This window comes from Bradyrhizobium sp. 33ap4, from assembly GCF_032654765.1.
In the GTDB taxonomy this organism is placed as follows: domain Bacteria; phylum Pseudomonadota; class Alphaproteobacteria; order Rhizobiales; family Xanthobacteraceae; genus Bradyrhizobium; species Bradyrhizobium australafricanum.
Map to the genome: position 1 here is coordinate 241,374 of NZ_JAUMTJ010000002.1, position 22,013 is coordinate 263,386.

The window sequence follows — 22,013 nt, forward strand, 5'->3', positions numbered from 1 at the left end:
AAACGGTTCTGGGACTGGTCTAGAACTTGGAGAGTTCGATGAAGCGCTTCAACCTTTCAGCCTGGGCGGTCAGCCATCCGACGCTGGTCCTGTTCCTGATGATCATCCTCGCCGCCGCCGGCTTCTTCTCCTATGAGAAGCTCGGCCGCGCCGAGGATCCGTTCTTCACCGTCAAGGTGGTGAACGTCTCGGTGATGTGGCCGGGCGCGACCTCGCAGGAAATGCAGATGCAGGTCGCCGATCCGATCGAGAAGAAACTGCAGGAGCTGCCGTTCTTCGACAAGGTGCAGACCTATTCCAAGCCGGGCTTCACGGCGATGCAGGTCTCCTTCAAGGATTCGACCTCGCCGAAGGACGTGCCCTATCTCTTCTATCTCCTGCGCAAGAAGCTGGTCGATGTGCAGGGCGAGCTGCCCTCCGGCATCCTCGGTCCCGTCGTCAACGACGAATTCTCCGACGTCGATTCGATTCTCTATATGATGACCGGCGACGGCGCCAATTATGCGCAGCTCAAGAAGGTCGCGGAGGGTTTTCGCCAGCGCCTGCTGAAGGTGCCGGGCGTCACCAAGATCGATCTCTACGGCACCCAGGACGAGCGTATTTTCGTCGAGTTCTCGCATGCCAAGCTGGCGACGCTCGGCATCACGCCGCAGGCGCTGTTCGACTCGCTCGCCAAGCAGAATAACGTCACCCCGGCCGGTACCGTCGAGAGCTCGTCGCAGCGCGTGCCGCTGCGCGTCACCGGCGCGCTTGACGGCGTCAAGGCGGTTGCTGAGACGCCGGTCGAGAGCAACGGCCGCGTGTTCCGCCTCGGCGATATCGCGACCGTCAGCCACGGCTATGTCGATCCGCCGAGCTTCAAGGTGCGTCAGGAAGGCAAGCCGGCGCTCGGTATCGGCGTCGTCACCGCCAAGGGCGCCAACATCCTAGAGCTCGGCAAGGAGGTCCAGAAGGCGACCGCCGAGTTCCTGAAGGCGGTGCCGCAGGGCGTCGATATCCAGCAGATCGCCGACCAGCCCAGGGTGGTCGAGCACGCCGTCGGCGAGTTCGTGCACTCCTTCGTCGAGGCGCTCGCGATCGTGCTGTTCGTCTCCTTTGTCGCGCTCGGCTGGCGCACCGGCATCGTGGTCGCGCTGTCGGTGCCGCTGGTGCTCGGCATCGTCTTCATCGTGATGAACGCAATGTCGCTCGACCTGCACCGCATCACGCTCGGCGCGCTGATCATTGCGCTCGGCCTTTTGGTCGACGACGCCATTATCGCGGTCGAGATGATGGTGGTGAAGATGGAGCAGGGCTGGGACCGCATGAAGGCGGCGTCCTTTGCCTGGGAATCCACCGCGTTTCCGATGCTCACGGGGACGCTGGTCACGGCCGCTGGCTTCCTCCCCATCGGCTTTGCCAATTCGGCGGTCGGCGAATATGCCGGCGGCATCTTCTGGATCGTGGCGATCTCGCTGGTCGCGTCCTGGTTCGTCGCGGTGATCTTCACGCCCTATATCGGCGTCAAGCTGTTGCCCAACATCAAGGTGCACCAGAACCACGATCCGCACGCGATATATGAGACGCGGATGTATCGCGGCCTGCGCAGCGTGGTGCAGTGGTGCGTCGATCACCGCATCAAGGTGGTGGCGGCGACCGTCGGCGTCTTCGTTGCCTCCATCGTTGCGTTCGGCCACGTCCAGCAGCAGTTCTTCCCGCTGTCGGAGCGGCCCGAGCTGTTCCTGCAGCTGCGTCTGCCCGAGGGCACCGCCTTCAACGTCACCGAGAAGGCGGTGAAGCAGGCCGAAGGGCTGCTGAAGGGCGATGACGACATCCAGACCTACACCGCCTATGTCGGCCAGGGCTCGCCGCGCTTCTGGCTCGGCCTCAACCCGCAGCTGCCGAACGAGGCCTTTGCCGAGATCGTGATCCTCGCCAAGAACGTCGAGGCGCGCGAGCGCGTCAAGGCCAAGATCGAGCAGGCTGCCGCCGACGGCGCTTTGAACGAGGCGCGGGTCCGGGTCGACCGCTTCAATTTCGGTCCGCCGGTCGGCTTCCCGGTCCAGTTCCGCGTGATCGGCCCCGATGCCAACAAGGTGCGCGACATCGCCTACCAGGTGCGCGACGTCATGCGCCAGAACAAGAACGTCAAGGACGTCCAGCTCGACTGGAACGAGCAGTCGCCCTACCTGAAGCTCGCCGTCGACCAGGATCGGGCGCGTGCGCTCGGCCTGACCCCGCAGGACGTCTCGCAGGCGCTGGCGATGCTGATCTCGGGCGCGCCGGTCACCACGATCCGCGACGGCATCGAGAAGGTCGGCGTGGTCGCCCGCGCGGTGCCGTCCGAGCGGCTCGATCTCGGCCGCGTCGGCGATCTCACCATCACCACGCGCAACGGCGTCGCCGTCCCGCTGCAGCAGATTGCCAAGATCGAATATGCGCATGAGGAGCCGATCCTGTGGCGGCGCAACCGCGACATGGCGATCACCGTGCGCTCCGACGTCGTCGACGGCGTGCAGGCGCCCGACGTCACCAACCAGATCTCGCCGAAGCTGAAGGACATCCAGGCCCATCTCGAGCCAGCCTACCGGATCGAGCCGGGCGGGGCGTTCGAGGAATCCGCCAAGGGCAATGCGTCGATCTTCATCCTCTTCCCCGTGATGGTGATGGTGATGCTGACGCTGCTGATGATCCAGCTGCAGAGCTTCTCGCGCCTGTTCCTGGTGTTCCTGACCGCGCCGCTCGGCATCGTCGGCGCCTCGCTGGGGCTCAACGTCGCCAACCAGCCGTTCGGCTTCGTGGCGCTGCTCGGCCTGATCGCGCTCGCCGGCATGATCATGCGCAACGCCGTGATCCTGGTCGACCAGATCGAGAGCGACGTGGCGTCCGGCCTGACCCGGCGCGAGGCGATCGTCGAAGCCACCGTCCGGCGCGCCCGGCCGGTGGTGCTGACGGCCCTGGCCGCCATCCTCGCTATGATCCCGCTGTCGCGCTCGGCGTTCTGGGGCCCGATGGCGATCACCATCATGGGCGGTTTGTTTGTTGCGACTTTCCTGACCTTGCTGTATCTGCCGGGCCTTTACGCCCTCTGGTTCCGCAAGACCCTCGAGGAAAGCGGCTCCGAGCAAACCAATACTGCGCCGCAGCATGCCGGCGATGCGCAACGCGCATTTCCACTTGCTGAGGCGGCCGAATAATTGAAGATTGAGCAGGCCAACATGACACTGATCACGGAACATAGCGAAACCGACACCCGCGAGCGGATTCTCGTGGTGGCGGAGCGCTTGTTCCGGCAGATCGGCTATCAGAAGACGACGGTCGCCGACATCGCCAAAGAGCTGCGGATGAGCCCCGCCAACGTGTACCGCTTCTTCGATTCGAAGAAGTCGATCCACGAGGGCGTAGCCCGCGGCCTGATGGGCGAGGTCGAGATCGAGGCCCGGCGCATCGCGCGCTCGGAAGGGCCGGCGGCGCTACGCTTGCGCCAGATGATGACGACCATCAATCGCATGAACACCGAGCGCTATGTCGGCGATTCCAAGATGCACGAGATGGTCGAGATCGCGATGCAGGAGGACTGGGACGTCTGCGTCGCCCATATGGAGTGTATCGCCTCCATTATCGGCGAGGTGATCGCGCAAGGAGCCGCGTCGGGGGAGTTCGAGATCACGGACCTGCAGCTCGCCTCGCTCTGCGCCTGCACGGCGATGATGCGGTTCTTCCACCCACAGATGATCGCCCAATGTGCCACCAAGCCGGGCCCGACCATCGACCAGATGATCGATTTCGTGATCGCCGGCCTGTCGCCGCGCGGCCGCGCCAATTGAGCGCCAGCCCTTGAGCGCCAGCCCTGACATTTTCGTCAGTTGACTCTTCTCGCATAGCAGGCAAAGCGAGTTTGTAGCCCGGATGGAGCGCAGCGCAATCCGGGGCCATTTCCGCTTGCGAGACCGTCCCGGATTACGCTGCGCTCCATCCGGGCTACGTGAGAGGGGCCAGCCGTGACCGTCAAAGACCTGCATTTCTACGAGCCGAAGAACGGCCACGGCCTGAAGCACGACCCGTTCAACGCCATCGTCGCGCCGCGGCCGATCGGCTGGATCTCCTCGCGCGACAAGGGCGGCAACGTCAACCTCGCGCCCTACAGCTTCTTCAACGCGTTCTGCTATGTGCCGCCGATCATCGGCTTCTCCTCCACCAACTGGAAGGATAGCGTCGCCAACATCCAGGACACCGGCGAGTTCGTCTGGAATCTGGCGACGATGGATCTCGCCAGACACATGAACGCGACGGCGGCGCATGTCGCGCGCGATGTCGACGAGTTCAGGCTCGCGGGCCTCACGCAGGTCGCCGGCAAGCTCGTCAACGTGCCGCGGGTCGCCGAAAGCCCGGTGTCGTTCGAATGCAAGGTGAGCCAGATCGTCCAGCTCCAGGGCGCCGACGGCAAGAAGGCCGAGGCCTGGCTGACGCTCGGCGAGGTCGTCGCCGTCCACATCGACAAGGCCTTCATCAAGGACGGCGTCTACCAGACCGGCCTCGCGCACCCGATCGTCCGCGCCGGCCGCCGCGGCGACTACTTCGAGATCAAGCCGGAAAACATGTTCGAGATGATCCGGCCGGATTGAGTGCTGCTCTATCCTCCCTCTCGCCGTTCTTCACGGGGTCGAGACGAGCGAAGCTCGCTCTTAGAGGGTAGGGTGAGGGGCTGCTTCCACCAGCTGTGATGGTCGTGAGACCTGTACCCCCTCACCCGAAATTCAAGCTGCGCTTGAATTTCGACCTCTCCCCGCAAGCGGGGCGAGGTACGGGACGTTGCTCCGCTGCGGATTCGTGCGCTCCGCAACGACGGCCCGCACCACAACAATGTGAAATTTTCGCGCGCGGGGATGAAAAACCGTCACTCGCAACCTCTCCGAGAGCAGTCTAACCTCCACTCGCCAGGCCGGATCAACGGCCGGCCAACAGAGTGGGAGGATGCGATGACACGCCACGAGCGGAGCGATCCGAACGAAGAACAACGCGATCCGAATGTTTCACGGCGCACGCTGGTTCAGGGACTGGCGGTTTCCGCCGCCGCCGTCGCGGGCATCGGCAGCGCGCTGGCCCAGAACGCGCCCGCGCCGGTCGGGCCGCCGACGACGATCACCAGCCCGCCGCGCGACTTCAGTCCGCGCGGTGCGCCGACCACCTATTTCTGGGACCCCGACATCATCGCGGTCGATCCGTCCTTCAACGACCTTGCCCAGCCCAACACCTCGATCAAGCGCCTCTATACCGGCCTGTTGTGGGCGGAAGGCCCGGCCTGGAGTTCGCAGGGCCGCTATCTGCTGTGGAGCGACATCCCGAACAACCGGCAGATGCGCTGGTCGGAAGATGACGGCCATGTCAGCGTCTTCCGCACGCCGTCGAACTACTCGAACGGCAATTCGTTCGACTTCCAGGGCCGCCAGCTGTCCTGCGAACATCTCACCCGTCGCGTGACGCGCTACGAGAATGACGGCACCGCGACCGTGCTCGCGGATTCCTATCAAGGCAAGCGGCTGAACTCGCCGAACGACGTCGTCGCGCATCCCGACGGCAGCTACTGGTTCACCGATCCGCCCTATGGCGGCCAGCTCTATGAGGGCGAGCCTGATGCCGCGGGCGGTCCGAGCAATCCGGCCGGCAAGCTCAATCCCCGGATCGGCCAGCCGGCGGGCTTCGTCCCGGCCAAGCGCGAGCTGCCGACCAATTGCTACCGCATCGACCCGTCCGGCCGCGTCGATCTCGTGGTCAGCGAGGACCAGGTGCCGGACCCGAACGGCCTCTGCTTCTCGCCCGACTACAAGAAGCTCTACGTGGTCTCGACCGGCAAGGGACCGGGCGATAGCGGACCCGGCGGCAAGGGTGACGTTTTCGTGTTCGATGTCGGCGCCGACAACAAGCTTTCCAACGGCAAGCGGTTCAGCGATTTCACGATCGACGGCGTGAAGTGCGGACCGGACGGCATCCGCTGCGACGTCAACGGCAATGTCTGGTGCTCGAGCAATGCCGGTCGCGCGGTCGGTTACAGCGGCGTGACGGTGTGGTCGCCGGAAGGCAAGCTGCTCGGCCGCATCCGGCTGCCCGAGGTCTGCGGCAACATCACCTTCGGTGGTCCCAAGCGCAACCGTCTGTTCATGGCCGCAAGCCAGTCGCTCTACGCGGTCTATACCGCAACCCAGGGAGCGGGGCCCGCCTAGCTCGTCCTGCATGGGGATGGCGTCTGCGCCATCCCCGGCTACCTGATTGTCGCAGCTCAGCTTTCGAAGTCGGATCGTAGCCATGTCGTTCTGTGAGCCAAGGAGTTGAGTGTTATAGTTGTCTTCCTAAGACCGCTTGGCCTCCGACTTGGTGAACGGCACTTTCCGATAAGATCACCCATCCCCGCCGCCGTTTCATGAGGGATCCGCCATGAGCTTCCGCCGCGACTATATGACAAAACCGATCTTCTCCTGGGCGCGTGGCGTGCTGCCGACGATGTCGGACACCGAGCGCGAGGCGCTGGAAGCCGGCGACGTCTGGTGGGACGCCGATCTATTCACCGGCAACCCCGACTGGTCGAAATTGCTGGCGTTCGCGCCGGCCAGATTGACCGAGGAAGAGCAAGCCTTCCTGCACGGTCCGGTCGACGAGCTCTGCAGGATGCTCGACGAGTGGAAGATCAACTGGGAATGGCGCGATCTGCCGCCCGAGGTCTGGGCTTTCATCAAGGCCAAAAAATTCTTCGGCATGATCATCCCGAAGGAATTCGGCGGCCTCGGCTTCTCGCCCTACGCGCATTCCGAGGTGGTGCGCAAGATCTCGTCGCGCTCGCTGACCGCGGCCGTCACCGTGATGGTGCCGAACTCGCTCGGGCCCGGAGAGCTCTTGATGCGCTTCGGCACCAAGGAGCAGCAGGACAAATGGCTGCCGCGCCTCGCCTCCGGACAGGACATTCCCTGCTTCGGCCTGACCAGCCCGGAGGCAGGCTCCGACGCCGCCTCGATGATCGACACCGGCATCATCTGCAAGGGCAATTTCGAAGGCCGTGAGGTGCTCGGCTTGAGGCTCAACTGGCACAAGCGCTACATCACGCTCGGCCCGGTCGCGACGCTGCTCGGCCTTGCCTTCAAGGCCTATGATCCCGATCACCTCGTCGGCAGCGAGGAAGAGCTCGGCATCACCGTCGCGCTGATCCCGACCCATCTGCCGGGCGTGTCGATCGGCCACCGCCATCTGCCGGCGATGCAGGTGTTCCAGAACGGCCCGAACTGGGGCAAGGACGTCTTCATCCCGCTCGACTACATCATCGGCGGCGAGGCACGGCTCGGTCAGGGCTGGAAGATGCTGATGACGGCGCTTGCCGCCGGCCGCGGCATCTCGCTGCCGTCGCTGTCGGCGGCCGGCGCTGCCTATGCCGCGCGTACCACCGGCGCCTATGCCCGCGTCCGCGAGCAGTTCGGCATCTCGATCTCGAAATTCGAAGGCATCGAGGAGCCGCTCGCGCGTATCGCCGGCACGGCCTATCTGCTCGACGCCGCACGGCGGCTGACCTGCGCCGCACTGAACGAGGGGCATCATCCCGCCGTCATCTCCGGGATCATGAAGTTGCACGCCACCGAGCGGATGCGGATCGCGATCGATGACGCCATGGACATCCATGGCGGCAAAGCCGTGATCGACGGGCCGCAGAATTATCTCGGCGGGCTCTACCGCTCGGTGCCGGTCGGCATCACGGTCGAGGGCGCCAACATCCTGACCCGCAATCTGATCGTGTTCGGGCAGGGCGCGATCCGCGCGCATCCCTATCTGTTGCTGGAGATGAACGCGCTCGGCGAGACCGACCGCGACAAGGGTCTGACCGCGTTCGACACCGCGTTCTGGAAGCATGTCGGCCACAGCTTTGCAACCATGTTCCGCGCCTGGGGCCGCAGCTGGAGTTTTGGGATGTTCGCACCGGCGCCGGATGCCGGCGATGCGACCGAGTTCTATCGCCAGCTGTCGCGCTATTCGTCGGCGTTCGCGCTGTGCGCCGACATGGCGCTGCTCACCCTCGGCGGCGCGCTGAAGCGCAAGGAGATGCTCTCGGCACGCTTCGGCGACATCCTGTCCGAGCTGTATTTGCTCTCCGCTGCTTTGAAACGCTGGCAGGACGAGGGCCGGCAGAAGGCGGATCTTCCCGCGCTCGAATGGTGCATGGCATCCGGCTTCAAGACGATCGAGAACCGCTTTGCGGAAATCTTCGCCAATCTGCCGAACCGCCCGATGGCTTGGCTGCTGAAATTCCTGATCCAGCCGTTCGGCGCCCGCGTCACGGGCCCGACGGACCGCGTCGTGCAGCAATGCGCGCAGCTCGTGCTATCGCCGTCGGCGGCGCGCGACCGCCTGACGCCGGACCTCGCCTTTGTCGAGGATGACGGCGGCATCGCAAGGCTGGAGAAAGCCTTCCGCCTCGTCACCGAGGCCGAGGATGCCGCTAAGCAGCTGCGCGCGGCGCGTCTGCATGACTGGAAGGAGGCGGTCAAGAAGGGCGTTATCACCGAGGCCGACGGCGAGAAGCTTGCCGCTGCCCACGAGGCCGTCGCCAAAGTCATCGAGGTCGATGATTTTGCGCCGGAGGCGCTGTCCCCGATTTACAAGAAATCCGCCGACGTGCATCAGTTCTTCCAGGAGCTTGGTGAGCAGAGGGCGGCGAGCTGATGGCGCGACCAGTCTTTATCGTCGACGGCAGCCGGACGCCGTTCCTGAAGGCGCGCTCCGGTCCCGGCCCGTTCACCCCGGTCGATCTTGCCGTGCAATGCGGTCGGCCGCTGCTGGCACGGCAGCCTTTCGCGCCCACCGCCTTCGACCAGGTCATCCTCGGCTGCGTCAACGTGATCGCCGACGAGATGAACCCGGCACGGGTTGCGGCGCTCAGGCTCGGCATGGGCGAACAGATGGTCGCCTTCACGGTGCAGATCAATTGCGGCTCCGGCATGCAGTCGATCGACACCGGCTATCGCTACATCCGCGAGGGCATCTCCGACCTGATCCTCGCCGGCGGTGCCGAAGCCTTGAGCCACGCGCCGCTGGTCTGGCCCAATTCCGGCGTGCGCTGGTTTGCCGGCTTCGCCGGCGCGAAGGGGCTCGGCGCCAAGATCGCCGCGGCGCTGAAGGTGAAGCCGAGCTACTTCAAGCCGATCATCGGCCTCGAGCGCGGGCTGACCGACCCGATCACCGAGCTCAACATGGGGCAGACCGCCGAGAAGGTCGGTCATCTCTTCGGCATCACCCGCGCCCAGTCCGATGCATATGCTGCCGAGAGCCATCAGCGGCTGGCCAACGCGCAGAAGCAGGGCTTTCTCAAGGGCGAGGTCGAGACCGCGTTCTCCCGCGACGGCAAGTTCTTCGACCATGACGACGGTGTCCGCCCGGACTCGACCCCCGAGACCCTGGCGAAGCTGAAGCCGGTGTTCGAGCGTCCGTGGGGCCAGGTCACCGCCGGCAATTCCTCGCAGATCACCGACGGCGCCTCCTGGGTGATCCTGGCGTCCGAGAAGGCGGTGGCCAAGCACGGGCTGACGCCGAAGGCCGTCATCCTCGACAGCCAATGGTCGGCGCTCGATCCCTCGATCATGGGCCTCGGCCCGGTGCTCTCGGCGAGCGCGCTGCTCAAGCGCAATAGCCTGACCTTGCAGGATGTCGAGACCTGGGAGCTGAACGAGGCCTTCGCCACCCAGGTGCTGGGCTGCCTCGCGGCATGGAACGACGAAAAATTCTGCCGCGAGATCCTTGGCCTCGATGGCGCGGCCGGCGAGATCGACCGCGCGAAGTTGAACGTCGACGGCGGCGCGATCAGCCTCGGCCATCCGGTCGGCACCAGCGGCAACCGCATCGTGCTGCATCTGGTCAATGCGATGAAGCGGCTCGGCACCAGGCGCGGCGTCGCCACCGAATGCATCGGTGGCGGGCAGGGCGGCGCGATGTTGATAGAGACGGTGTGATCATGGATTCACGGATCATGGACCTTCTCGCCGATCGCGTGCTCGAGCTCGGGCCGGAGCCTGCCGCCGACAGCCCCTACAAGAATTTCAAGCTGACGCGCGATGACGACGGTATCGCCTGGCTGCTGTTCGACCGCGCCGGCGCCAGCGCCAACACGCTGTCCGCCGATCTACTCGAGGAGCTCGATGCCATCGTCGCGGCGCTGGAGAACCAGCGGCCGACGGGTCTCGTGGTGCGCTCGGCCAAGCCAAGCGGCTTCATCGCCGGCGCTGACGTCAATGAGTTTCGCGGCGCCAGCGATTCCAGCGCGGTCGAGACCGCGATCGGCCGCGCCCATGCGGTGATCGACCGGCTCGAGGCGCTGCGCGTGCCCTCGGTCGCCGTCATCCACGGCTTCTGCCTCGGCGGCGGCCTCGAGGTCGCGCTGGCCTGCCAGATGCGGATCGCGATCGACGATGCCAGGTTCGGTTTCCCAGAGGTGATGCTCGGCCTGCATCCAGGTCTTGGCGGCACCGTGCGCTTCACCGAGCTGGTCAACCCGATGCAGGCGATGACCTTGATGCTGACCGGCAAGACCATCGACGCGCGCCGCGCCAAGGCGCTCGGCCTGGTCGACGCCGTCACCCAGGAGCGCCATGTCCGCAACGCGTCGAAGGATGCGGTGTTCGGCCGGCTGAAGCGCGCCAGGCCGGGCGCGCTCAACTCGATTCTCAATCTTGGTCCGGTCAGGGGCTTCCTCGCCTCGCGGATGCGCAGCGAGGCCGAGAAGGCCGCGCCGCGCAAGCATTACCCGGCGCCCTATGCGCTGATCGATCTGTGGGAGAAGCACGCCGGCAACCGCTCGGCGATGCTGAATGCGGAGAAGGCCTCGTTCGCCAATCTGATGGTGACGCCGACCGCGCAGAACCTGATCCGTGTGTTCTTCCTGCGAGAGCAGATGAAGAAGCTCGCCGGCAGCGGCAACAAGGTTGCGCACGTCCATGTCATCGGCGCCGGCGCGATGGGCGGCGATATCGCGACCTGGTGCGCCAACCAGGACATGCTCGTGACCTTGGCCGACATGAAGGCCGAGCCGATCGCGGGCGCCATGAAACGAGCGTCAGAGTTGTTCGGCAAGATCATGCGCAAGCGGATCGACCAGCGCGACGCGCTCGACCGGCTGATCCCCGACATGGAGGGCGACGGCGTCCGCAATGCCGATCTGATCATCGAGGCGGTGCCGGAAAAGCTCGAGCTGAAGCAGAAGGTCTATGCCTCTCTCGAGCCGAAGATGAAGCCCGGCGCGATCCTCGCCACCAATACGTCGAGCATCCCGCTGCAGGATCTGCGCACCACGCTGGCACGGCCGGAGCGGCTGCTCGGCCTGCACTTCTTCAATCCGGTGTCGCGGCTGCAACTCGTCGAGGTCGTCAGCCATGACGGCACCGATGCGGCGATGCTCAAGGAGGCGCTCGCGTTCGTCGGCGCCATCGACCGCCTGCCGCTGCCGGTGAAGAGCTCGCCGGGCTTCCTCGTCAACCGCGCGCTGACGCCCTACATGCTGGAAGCGATGATGATGCTGGACGAGAAGACCGACCAGCGCCTGATCGACGCGGCCGCCGTCGAGTTCGGCATGCCGATGGGGCCGATCGAACTCGCCGACCAGGTCGGCCTCGATATCTGCCTCGATGTCGGCGACATGCTACGCTCGAAGTTCGGCGACACGCTGCCGCCGACGCCTGCATGGTTGCGTGAAAAAGTCGCCAAAGGCGAGCTCGGCCGCAAGACCGGCAAGGGCTTCTACACCTGGAAGGACGGCAAGGCGGAAAAGGCGCCGCTGCCGGAGACCGGTCCCCGGGTCACCGATGAGATGATCGACCGCCTGGTGCTGCCGATCTCGAATGTCTGCATCGCCGCCTTGCGCGAGGGCATCGTCGACAATCCCGATATGGTCGACGGCGCGATGATCTTCGGCACCGGCTATGCCCCGTTCCGCGGCGGCCCGCTCAACTATGCGCGCAGCCGCGGCGTCGACGATGTGGTGTCGGCCATGCAGGCCTTGATGCGCAAGTTCGGCGGACGATTTGCGCCGGATCCCGGCTGGGAGGCATTCAAGTGAGCGATTCGCAAGTGACCGGCTCGCAAGTGACCGACGCCCACGCTCACGCGCCGCTGAGCAACGACGCCGAGCCGAAGGGCGATCTCTGCATCCGGACGCTGGCGATGCCGGCCGACACCAATGCCAATGGCGACATCTTCGGCGGCTGGCTGCTCAGCCAGATGGATCTCGGTGGCGGCGTGTTCGCCTCCAAGGTGGCGAAGTCGCGCACCGTGACGGTCGCGATCGACGCGATGAACTTCCGCAAGGCGGTCAATGTCGGCGATCTCGTCTCCGTCCACGCCAATCTGGTGCGCATCGGCCGCACCTCGATCACGGTGCACCTCGAGGCCTGGGTGCTGCGCCGCCGCGAGCAGCAGTCGATCCTCGTCACCGACGGCAATTTCACCTATGTCTCGATCGACGAGCAGGGCCATCCGCAACCGATTCAGCGCGACGGCGCGACGATCGAAACCTGACATCCTCCGCGCGCCAGTGCCGCTGATTCGGTGGGAAAGGAAACGCGTCGAAACTGAGTCCGGAGCGTGGTTTGATTGCAAAAACCCGGAGTTTTTGGCACTTCGCCGCGCAAAATAATCGAGGAACAAACAGCCAGCGACTCCGTTGTCGGGCCGAAGTCAAACCGAGGCTGACAATGTCCGACAGTTACGTGATCGAAGTGAGTTCGCAGACGGCGGGTATCGTGGTGCGCGATACGCGTGGTTATCAGTTCTTTGCTGCATCGCACCTTTTTGACCGCCTTGAAGGCCAGATCTTCCGCAATGCGCGCGAGGCCGAGCGCGCGGCGCGCCGGCTGCTCGCCGGTCAATCCATGCAGATGGCATCGTAGAACGCCTTCGCGTCATTGCGCATGGCCCGGGCGAAGCGTCCACCTTCGCCCAGGCCTTCCCTGACCCGGCACTGCACGTTGACCTCCGTGCCGAACGGTCGCACCATGGCGACTCGCCGTTTCAAGGGGGCCGCCGTGGCCGGACTCTCCCATCGCCAGACTGAAATCCTCAACATCGCGCGCGCGTTCGGCCGGGTCATGGTCGAAGACCTCGCCAAGCGGTTCGAGGTGTCGGCGCAGACCATCCGCAAGGACCTCAACGATCTCTGCGACCAGCGCTCGCTGACCCGCATCCATGGCGGCGCGATCATCGCCTCGGGCGTCGAGAACCTCGCTTACGAGGCGCGCCGCTTCGTCGCCGCCGAGGAAAAGAAGGCGATCGGCGCGGCCGCGGCGGCACGGATTCCGAACGGCTGCTCGCTGTTCATCAATATCGGCACCACCACGGAAGAGGTCGCGAGCGCGCTGACCTCGCATGAGGACCTGCTGGTCATCACCAACAACCTCAATGTCGCGATGCTGCTGTACCGCCATCCGCGCATCGAGGTGGTGGTGGCCGGCGGCACGGTGCGCCGCGCCGACGGCGCCGTCGTCGGCTCCACCGCGACGCAGCTGATCGGCCAGTTCAAGGTCGACTACGCCATCATCGGTGCATCCGCGATCGACGAGGAGGGTGCGCTGCTCGACTTCGACTATCGCGAGGTGCAGGTCGCGCAGGCGATCATCGCCAATGCGCGCAACGTGATGCTGGTCTCGGACTCGACCAAGCTGCGCCGCAGCGCGCCGGTGCGGATCGCCCATATGAGCCAGATCCAGACCTTCGTGACCGATTCACCGCTTCCTGCGGGCCTCGCCAATATCTGCCACAGCCGCGGTATCGAGGTGGTCGTCGCGATGGACAAGCCGCAAGTCGATCTCGACGACAACGCCGCCGACGCGGCACCCGCGGCGCTGCGCAGCGCGTAGTTTGCGATCTCGCTGCTGAGGCATCGTCCTCGCACAGCTTTTTCCCCGTCATCCTGAGGAGCGCGCTCTTGCGCGCGTCTCGAAGGGTGAACGGCCACATTTGGGCCGCGCACCCTTCGAGACTCGCCCAGCGGCGCAATTGCGCCGCAAGGCTCGCACCTCAGGGTGACGGTCTAATACCGGATGCGTCGAACGTAACCTGCCCCCAGCCGCAATCACCCGCCCAAAGAATCCCCAGCCCGAGTTCCCCATTTTCACTTTGCTTTCGTTTTTGGTTGTGATTTACTCCAATACGAAAGTAAAACCGTCAAAGCGAAGGCGGTTGCCGGGGGAAGCGTTCTTTGGACCAGATTTACGACCTCGCCATCATTGGAGGCGGCGTTAATGGCTGCGGCATCGCACGCGATGCGGCGGGCCGGGGTAACTCTGTTTTCCTCTGTGAAATGAATGACTTGGCTAGCGGGACGTCGTCCTGGTCGACCAAGCTCGTGCATGGCGGTCTGCGCTATCTCGAATATTACGAGTTTCGTTTGGTGCGCGAGGCGCTGATCGAACGCGAAATCCTCTGGCAGATCGCGCCCCACATCATTCGGCCGCTACGTTTCGTTTTGCCGCACCACGCCGGCCTGCGTCCGGCCTGGCTGCTGCGGCTAGGCCTCTTCCTCTACGACCATATCGGCGGCCGGCATTTGCTGCCGGCGACGCGCTCGGTCGATCTGACGCGCGACGCGGTCGGCAAGCCGCTGATCCCGGGCCGCTACACCAAGGGCTTTGAATATTCCGACTGCTTCGTCGACGATGCCCGGCTGGTTGCGCTGACCGCGCGCGATGCCGCCGATCGCGGCGCCGAGATCCGCACCCGCACCCGCGCGGTCGAGATCAGGCAAGTCGACGGCGTCTGGCACGTCACGGTCGAGGACAGCGTCACGGGTGCCCGCGACACGATCCAGTCACGCGTGCTGGTCAATGCCGGCGGTCCCTGGGTCGAACAGGTTCTCGCCTCGGGCGCCGGCGTCAACGCGCGCGCCAAGGTGCGCCTGGTGCAGGGCTCGCACATCGTGGTGCCGAAGCTCTACGACCACGACCGCGCCTACATCTTCCAGAACGCCGACGGCCGCATCATCTTCGTCATTCCCTATCAGGGCGACTTCTCGCTGATCGGTACCACCGATCGCGACTATGACGGCGATCCGGCCAAGGTGAAGGCGACGCAGGAGGAGATCGAATATCTCTGCGCGTCCGCCAGCGCGTATCTCGCCAAGCCGGTGAAGCCCGAGGACGTGGTCTGGAATTACTCCGGCGTGCGTCCGCTCTATGACGACGGCGCCAGCGAAGCCAAGGCCGCGACTCGCGACTATGTGTTCGAGCTCGATACGCCCGGCGGTGCGCCGCTACTGTCGATCTATGGCGGCAAGATCACGACCTATCGCCGCCTCTCCGAAGAGGCGCTGGAGCGGCTGTCGCCTTATCTCCGCGGCACAAAGGCGCAGGAGGGCTGGACCGGCAAGGCGCCGCTGCCCGGCGGCGACATGGATGTATCCGCGGTCGCGGCGCTGAGCGCCGAATTGATCCGCACCTATCCGTTTCTCGCGCAATCGCACGCCAATCGTCTCGCGCATGCCTATGGCACGCGCGCCAGCAAAGTCCTGGGCAATGCAACATCGACGGCCGATCTCGGCCGCTCCTTCGGCGCCACCTTGACGGAAAGCGAAGTCAGGTACCTGATGGCGAACGAATGGGCTCGGACTGCGGACGATGTCGTCTGGCGACGATCCAAGCTGGGCTTGCGGATGACGGCGGGTGAAATCGCCGCGCTCGACGAGTGGATGCTCGCCAACCGCGTGTCCGGTGAACGTCCCCTCCGCGAAGCGGGAGGACGGGCATGAGCGTCACATTGCAGAATGTCACGCGAACCGTGGATGGCATTCCGACCATCCGCGACGTGTCGCTGACGCTGGAGCGTGGCACGCTCAGCGTGCTGCTCGGGCCGACGCTGTCGGGCAAGACCTCGATCATGCGGCTGCTCGCCGGCCTCGACAAGCCGACCACCGGCCGCGTGCTGGTCGACGGCAAGGACGTCACCGGCGCCGACGTGCGGCAGCGTTCGGTCGCGATGGTCTATCAGCAGTTCATCAACTATCCCTCGCTGACGGTCTACGAGAACATCGCCTCGCCGCTGCGCGTGCAGGGCAAGCCGCGCGCCGAGATCGAGCGGCGGGTGGCGGAAGCGGCCGGCCTGTTGCGGCTCGAGCCGTTCCTGAAGCGCACGCCGCTGCAACTCTCCGGCGGCCAGCAGCAGCGCACCGCGATCGCGCGGGCGCTGGTCAAGGGCGCCGACCTCGTGCTGCTCGACGAGCCGCTCGCCAATCTCGACTACAAGCTGCGCGAGGAGCTGCGCGCCGAGCTGCCGCGCATCTTCGAGGCCTCCGGCGCGATCTTCGTCTATGCCACCACCGAACCGTCGGAAGCGCTGCTGCTCGGCGGCGACACGGTGTGCATGTGGCAAGGCCAGGCGCTGCAAACCGGCGCGACGCCGAAGGTCTACCGCCATCCCGACACGCTGCGCGTTGCCCAGGTGTTTTCCGATCCGCCGCTCAACATCATCGGCATCGAGAAGAAGGGCGCGCAAGTGATCTATGCCGGCGGCGAGCAGGCGCCCGCGGCCGGCCTCTATGCCAATCTGCCCGATGGCCGCTACCGGACCGGCTTCCGCGCGCACCAGCTCGAGGTCGGGAACGTCGCGGCCGGCCGCCACAAATTTTCCGCCGCGGTGACGGTGACCGAAATCACCGGGTCGGAGAGCTTTGTGCACGTCCATGTCCACGGCTCGAATTGGGTCGCGGTGCTGCACGGCGTGCACGAATATGAACCCGGGCAGGTGCTCGATGCCGCGCTCGATCCCGACAACATCTTCGTGTTCGACGCGGCCGACCGCCTCGTCGCATCGCCCGCGACCTCGTTTTCGGGCAACGTGCATCGCAGTGCGCGCGCTGCAAACGCGTCAGCCGGCAACGGCAAGTGAGGGAGATGCTTCATGGCCCGCATTGACCTCGTCGATCTCGCGCACTCCTACGGCGGCAACGACGCGCCGCAGGAGTCCTTTGCGCTGAAGCCGGTCACAATGACCTGGCGGCAGGGCGGCGCCTATGCGCTGCTCGGGCCGTCCGGCTGCGGCAAGACCACGCTGCTGAACCTGATCTCCGGCATCGTGACGCCGTCGCGCGGAAAGATCCTGTTCGACGGCCGTGACATCACGCCGCTGTCGACGCAGAAGCGCAACATCGCGCAGGTGTTCCAGTTCCCGGTGATCTACGACACCATGACGGTCGGCCAGAACCTGGCCTTCCCGCTGAAGAATCGCGGCGTCGCGAAGGCCGAGGTCGACGCGCGCGTCAGGCAGATCGCCGATCTGCTCGACCTCACGCCCTATCTCAAACGCAAGGCGACACGGCTCACCGCCGACGCCAAGCAGAAGATCTCGCTCGGCCGCGGTCTGGTGCGCTCCGACGTCGCGGCCGTCCTGTTCGACGAACCGCTAACGGTGATCGATCCCGAGCTGAAGTGGCAGCTGCGCTCCAAGCTGAAGGCGCTGCATCGCGAGCTCGACCTCACGATGATCTACGTCACCCACGACCAGACCGAGGCGCTGACCTTCGCCGACACCGTCGTCGTGATGCATGACGGCCGCGTGGTGCAGAGCGGCACGCCGGCCGAATTGTTCGACAAGCCGGCGCATACGTTCGTCGGCTACTTCATCGGCTCGCCCGGCATGAACATCGTGCCCGCCGAAGTCAGTGGTCACGAGGCGCGGGTCGACGGCCATGTCATCGGCCTGCATCGAAACTATGGTGTGCTACCTGCGGGCAAGAAGATCGAGATCGGCGTGCGGCCGGAATTCGTCGATGTCGCGGCGCCGGCGTCAGGGCTGCTGTCGGCCACCATCGAGCGGATCGACGATCTCGGCCGCATCCAGTTCGCCCGCGTGCGGGTCGGCGATACCAAATTCGCCGCGCGTGTGCCGCCGGGCTTCTCGGTCTCCGGCGACACCGCCGGGCTGATCTTCAATCCCGCGCACGTCCACGTCTATGCCGACAGCCATTTGGTGGAGGGGGTCGCCTGATGGACAAGACGATCAACCAAAAAGCCTGGTTCCTGGTGCTGCCGGTGTTCCTGGTGGTGGCGTTCTCGGCGGTGCTGCCGCTGATGACCGTCGTGAACTATTCGATGCAGGACACCTTCGGCAACAACCAGTTCTTCTGGAACGGGGTCGGCTGGTTCAAGGAGCTGCTCGATCCATCGACCGATCTCGGCGGGCGCTTCCTGGCCTCGCTCGGCCGCAACCTGTTCTTCTCTGCGGTGATCCTCGCGATCGAGGTGCCGCTCGGCATCATCGTCGCGCTGTCGATGCCGCGCGAAGGCTGGAGCGTCGCGGCCTGCCTCGTCATCCTCGCCTTGCCGCTGCTGATTCCGTGGAACGTGGTCGGCACCATCTGGCAGATCTTCGGCCGGCCCGATATCGGCCTGCTCGGCTATGTGCTGAACCACCTCGGCCTCAACTACAATTACGTGTCCAATGAGGTCGACGCCTGGGTCACGGTCATCGTGATGGACGTCTGGCACTGGACCAGCCTCGTCGCGCTGCTCTGCTACGCCGGGCTGAAGTCGATCCCCGACGCCTATTACCAGGCGGCGCAGATCGACGGCGCCTCGCGCTGGGCGGTGTTCAAGGCGATCCAGCTGCCGAAGATGAACCGCGTGCTGCTGATCGCGGTGCTGCTGCGCTTCATGGACAGTTTCATGATCTACACCGAGCCGTTCGTGGTCACCGGCGGCGGCCCCGGCAATTCGACGACCTTCGTCTCGATCGAGCTCGTCAAGATTGCGCTCGGCCAGTTCGACCTCGGCAAGGCCGCGGCGCTGTCGCTGGTCTACAATCTGATCATCCTGATCGTGTGCTGGGTATTCTACACCGTGATGGTCAATGCCGGCTCCGAGCGTCCGGCCAAGGAAGGAGCGGCGTGATGCATTCGATCCCCGGCCGCCGCCTGATCATGGCGCTGTTTTTGATCTTCCTGCTGTTGCCGATCTACTGGCTCGTCAACATGAGCTTCAAGACCAACGCCGAGATCGTCTCGACGATGACGCTGTGGCCGCACACGCCGACGCTGCAGCACTACAAGCGCATCTTCACCGACGAGAGCTGGTATTCGGGCTACATCAATTCGCTCGAATACGTGGTGCTCAACACAATCATCTCGATCGCGGTGGCGTTGCCGGCGGCCTATGCGTTCTCGCGCTACCGCTTCCTCGGCGACAAGCATCTGTTCTTCTGGCTGCTGTCAAACCGCATGGCGCCGGCGGCGGTCTACGCGCTGCCGTTCTTTAACCTGTATTCGGCGATCGGCCTGTTCGATACGCCGTGGGCGGTCGCGCTCGCGCACTGCATCTTCAACGTGCCGCTGGCGGTGTGGATCCTCGAAGGCTTCGTCTCCGGCGTGCCGCGCGAGATCGACGAGACCGCGTTCCTCGACGGCTATTCGTTCCCGCGCTTCTTCATCAAGATCCTGGTGCCGCTCATCGCAAGCGGCATCGGCGTCGCCGCCTTCTTCTGCTTCATGTTCTCCTGGGTCGAGCTGCTGCTCGCGCGGACGCTGACCTCGGTGCAGGCCAAGCCGATCGCGGCGATCATGACGCGGACGGTCTCGGCGGCCGGCATGGACTGGGGCCTGCTCGCCGCCGCCGGCGTGCTCACCATCATTCCGGGCGCGCTGGTGATCTGGTTCGTCCGCAACTACATCGCGCGCGGCTTCGCGCTCGGCCGGGTCTAGGAGGCGATCATGGAATCCATCGCATGGATGGCCTGGACGCTGCCGACCGCGATCTTCTTCGTGCTGCTGGCCTCGACGCTCGGCGTGATGACCTGGCTCGCGGCGGTTTATCCCGAGGCCGAGCGAGTCGGCGTGCTGCGCATCCCGACCACGCGCGGCGATCGTTTGTTCATTTCGCTGGTGCTGGCGGCGGTGATCCACCTGTTGTGGATCGGCCTCGTCGGCACCGATCCGATCCTCACCCTGCCGATCGGCGAGGGCGTGGAAATTTCGAGCCTGTGGCTCGCAACGCTGATTTCGCTTCTTTCAGCCGTGGCGATCTTTCGCACCGTCTGACGAAAGCGAAGAAGAGCAGATCCGGGGTCAACCCGGGCCTGGGGTTTTGTTTGTCGCTGCAACCGGAGGAATCATAATGCGACATTTGAGAACGACAAAGGATAGTCTTTTGACTATGACCAGCGCCGCCGCGCTGATCGCGGCTTCGCTCGCGGTCGCCACGCCGGCCCGCGCCGCCGACGATGCCGTGATCCAGAAGTGGATCGCGGAATTCCAGCCCTCGACGCTGTCGAAGGAAGACCAGAAGAAGGAGCTCGAGTGGTTCGCCAAGGCCGCCGAACCCTTCAAGGGCATGGAGATCAACGTCGTCTCGGAAACGATCACGACGCACGAATATGAATCGCAGACGCTGGCCAAGGCGTTCTCCGAACTGACCGGCATCAAGCTCAAGCACGACATCATCCAGGAAGGTGACGTCGTCGAGAAGCTGCAAACCCAGATGCAGTCGGGCAAGAACGTCTATGACGGCTGGATCAACGATTCCGACCTGATCGGCACCCACTTCCGCTACGGCCAGACCATCATCCTGTCGGACTACATGAAGGGTGAGGGCAAGGAGGTCACCGACCCGATGCTCGACGTCGACGACTTCATCGGCAAGTCGTTCACCACGGCGCCGGACGGCAAGCTGTATCAGCTGCCCGACCAGCAGTTCGCGAACCTCTACTGGTTCCGCTACGACTGGTTCACCAACCCCGAGTACAAGGCCAAGTTCAAGGCCAAGTATGGCTACGAGCTCGGCGTGCCCGTGAACTGGTCGGCCTATGAAGACATCGCCGAGTTCTTCACCAACGACATCAAGGAGATCAACGGCGTCAAGGTCTACGGCCATATGGACTATGGCAAGAAGGATCCCTCGCTCGGCTGGCGGTTCACCGACGCCTGGCTGTCGATGGCCGGCAACGGCGACAAGGGTATCCCGAACGGCCTGCCGGTCGACGAGTGGGGTATCCGCATGGAAGGCTGCCGTCCGGTCGGCTCCTCGGTCGAGCGTGGTGGCGACACCAACGGCCCGGCCGCGGTCTACTCGATCACCAAATATCTCGACTGGCTGAAGAAGTATGCCCCGCCGCAGGCCCAGGGCATGACCTTCTCGGAAGCAGGTCCGGTGCCGGCGCAGGGCAACATCGCCCAGCAGATGTTCTGGTACACCGCCTTCACCGCCGACATGGTGAAGCCGGGCATCGCCGTGATGAACGCGGACGGTACGCCGAAGTGGCGTATGGCTCCGTCGCCGCACGGCGCTTACTGGAAGGAAGGCATGAAGCTCGGCTATCAGGACGCCGGCTCCGTGACGCTTCTGAAGTCGACCCCGCCGGATCGCCGCAAGGCAGCCTGGCTCTATCTGCAGTTCATCATCTCCAAGTCGGTGTCGCTGAAGAAGAGCCATGTCGGTCTCACCTTCATCCGTGAGTCCGATATCTGGGACAAGTCGTTCACCGAGCGTGCGCCGAAGCTCGGCGGCCTGATCGAGTTCTACCGCTCGCCCGCGCGCGTGCAGTGGACCCCGACCGGCAACAACGTGCCCGATTATCCGAAGCTCGCGCAGCTGTGGTGGCAGAACATCGGCGATGCGTCGTCCGGTACCAAGACGCCGCAGCAGGCGATGGACGCGCTGGCCGCGGCCCAGGATTCGGTGATGGAGCGTCTTGAGAAGTCCGGTGTGCAGGGCGCCTGCGGACCGAAGCTGAACAAGAAGGAATCCGCCGAGTTCTGGTACAAGAAGGCCGAGAAGGACGGCACCATCGCTCCGCAGCGCAAGCTCGCGAACGAGAAGCCGAAGGGCGAGACGATCGACTACGACACGCTGATCAAGTCGTGGCCGGCCAACCCGCCGAAGCGCGCCGAAGCGAAGTAAGGCGCAAGCAAAGGCGTACCAGCCCACGCCATCCGAAGACGACGAAAGGCCGGGAGCGATCCCGGCCTTTTTGCTGATTGCCAGGTCATTCCGGGATGGTGCGCAAGCACCAGACCTCAGGTGCGCAACTGCGCA

Annotated in this window: 17 protein-coding genes; all 17 read left to right on the forward strand. The window is 64.8% G+C overall.

Features of this window, described 5'->3' with window-relative positions:
- The first annotated feature begins 38 nt into the window (after positions 1–38).
- The 17 genes from Q2M23_RS02740 to Q2M23_RS02820 all read left to right on the forward strand — a co-directional run bounded on the left by Q2M23_RS02740 (position 39) and on the right by Q2M23_RS02820 (position 21,878).
- The gene (locus Q2M23_RS02740; protein WP_316394097.1) at positions 39–3,176 is read left to right on the forward strand and encodes an efflux RND transporter permease subunit; all 3,138 of its coding nucleotides are present in this window, start codon (positions 39–41) and stop codon (positions 3,174–3,176) included.
- A 21-nt stretch (positions 3,177–3,197) separates the two neighbouring features.
- On the forward strand, positions 3,198–3,806 hold the full coding sequence (locus tag Q2M23_RS02745; RefSeq protein WP_168857241.1) for a TetR/AcrR family transcriptional regulator: 609 nt from the start codon (positions 3,198–3,200) through the stop codon (positions 3,804–3,806).
- 174 nt (positions 3,807–3,980) lie between these two features.
- The gene (locus Q2M23_RS02750; RefSeq protein ID WP_316394098.1) at positions 3,981–4,604 is read left to right on the forward strand and encodes a flavin reductase family protein; all 624 of its coding nucleotides are present in this window, start codon (positions 3,981–3,983) and stop codon (positions 4,602–4,604) included.
- Between the two features lie 354 nt (positions 4,605–4,958).
- Positions 4,959–6,200, forward strand: coding sequence for an SMP-30/gluconolactonase/LRE family protein (locus Q2M23_RS02755; protein ID WP_141340509.1), 1,242 nt, complete (start codon positions 4,959–4,961; stop codon positions 6,198–6,200).
- A 211-nt stretch (positions 6,201–6,411) separates the two neighbouring features.
- Complete coding sequence (locus Q2M23_RS02760) at positions 6,412–8,679, forward strand: acyl-CoA dehydrogenase (RefSeq protein ID WP_253625560.1); 2,268 nt, start codon at positions 6,412–6,414, stop codon at positions 8,677–8,679.
- Entirely contained in the window at positions 8,679–9,962 is a 1,284-nt protein-coding gene (locus Q2M23_RS02765) for an acetyl-CoA C-acetyltransferase (RefSeq protein ID WP_076826118.1), read from the forward strand. The genes Q2M23_RS02760 and Q2M23_RS02765 overlap by 1 nt, the downstream gene beginning before the upstream one ends.
- 2 nt (positions 9,963–9,964) lie before the next feature.
- A complete protein-coding gene (locus tag Q2M23_RS02770) occupies positions 9,965–12,061 on the forward strand; it encodes a 3-hydroxyacyl-CoA dehydrogenase NAD-binding domain-containing protein (protein ID WP_316394101.1) in 2,097 nt (698 codons plus the stop codon).
- On the forward strand, positions 12,058–12,519 hold the full coding sequence (locus Q2M23_RS02775) for an acyl-CoA thioesterase (RefSeq protein WP_057016954.1): 462 nt from the start codon (positions 12,058–12,060) through the stop codon (positions 12,517–12,519). Before Q2M23_RS02770 ends, Q2M23_RS02775 begins: the two co-directional genes overlap by 4 nt.
- A gap of 176 nt (positions 12,520–12,695) precedes the next feature.
- On the forward strand, positions 12,696–12,890 hold the full coding sequence (locus Q2M23_RS02780) for a hypothetical protein (protein ID WP_057016955.1): 195 nt from the start codon (positions 12,696–12,698) through the stop codon (positions 12,888–12,890).
- Positions 12,891–13,025: 135 nt separating this feature from the next.
- Positions 13,026–13,856: a DeoR/GlpR family DNA-binding transcription regulator gene (locus Q2M23_RS02785; RefSeq protein ID WP_168857237.1), complete on the forward strand. Its 831-nt coding sequence runs from the start codon at positions 13,026–13,028 to the stop codon at positions 13,854–13,856.
- Positions 13,857–14,197: 341 nt separating this feature from the next.
- Positions 14,198–15,742 carry a glycerol-3-phosphate dehydrogenase gene (gene glpD / locus Q2M23_RS02790; protein ID WP_057016958.1) on the forward strand — a complete coding sequence of 515 codons (1,545 nt, stop codon included), beginning with the start codon at positions 14,198–14,200 and terminating at the stop codon, positions 15,740–15,742.
- The gene (locus Q2M23_RS02795) at positions 15,739–16,878 is read left to right on the forward strand and encodes an ABC transporter ATP-binding protein (protein WP_168857235.1); all 1,140 of its coding nucleotides are present in this window, start codon (positions 15,739–15,741) and stop codon (positions 16,876–16,878) included. Before glpD ends, Q2M23_RS02795 begins: the two co-directional genes overlap by 4 nt.
- Positions 16,879–16,890: 12 nt before the next feature.
- Positions 16,891–17,976 carry an ABC transporter ATP-binding protein gene (locus Q2M23_RS02800; protein ID WP_057016959.1) on the forward strand — a complete coding sequence of 362 codons (1,086 nt, stop codon included), beginning with the start codon at positions 16,891–16,893 and terminating at the stop codon, positions 17,974–17,976.
- Positions 17,976–18,878 carry a carbohydrate ABC transporter permease gene (locus tag Q2M23_RS02805; protein ID WP_028338609.1) on the forward strand — a complete coding sequence of 301 codons (903 nt, stop codon included), beginning with the start codon at positions 17,976–17,978 and terminating at the stop codon, positions 18,876–18,878. Before Q2M23_RS02800 ends, Q2M23_RS02805 begins: the two co-directional genes overlap by 1 nt.
- Positions 18,878–19,684, forward strand: a complete 807-nt coding sequence (locus tag Q2M23_RS02810) for a carbohydrate ABC transporter permease (RefSeq protein WP_028333212.1) — start codon at positions 18,878–18,880, stop codon at positions 19,682–19,684. The genes Q2M23_RS02805 and Q2M23_RS02810 overlap by 1 nt, the downstream gene beginning before the upstream one ends.
- Before the next feature lie 9 nt (positions 19,685–19,693).
- On the forward strand, positions 19,694–20,020 hold the full coding sequence (locus tag Q2M23_RS02815) for a DUF2160 domain-containing protein (protein WP_057016960.1): 327 nt from the start codon (positions 19,694–19,696) through the stop codon (positions 20,018–20,020).
- 115 nt (positions 20,021–20,135) lie between these two features.
- On the forward strand, positions 20,136–21,878 hold the full coding sequence (locus tag Q2M23_RS02820) for an ABC transporter substrate-binding protein (RefSeq protein WP_038382516.1): 1,743 nt from the start codon (positions 20,136–20,138) through the stop codon (positions 21,876–21,878).
- The last annotated feature ends 135 nt before the right edge of the window (positions 21,879–22,013 follow it).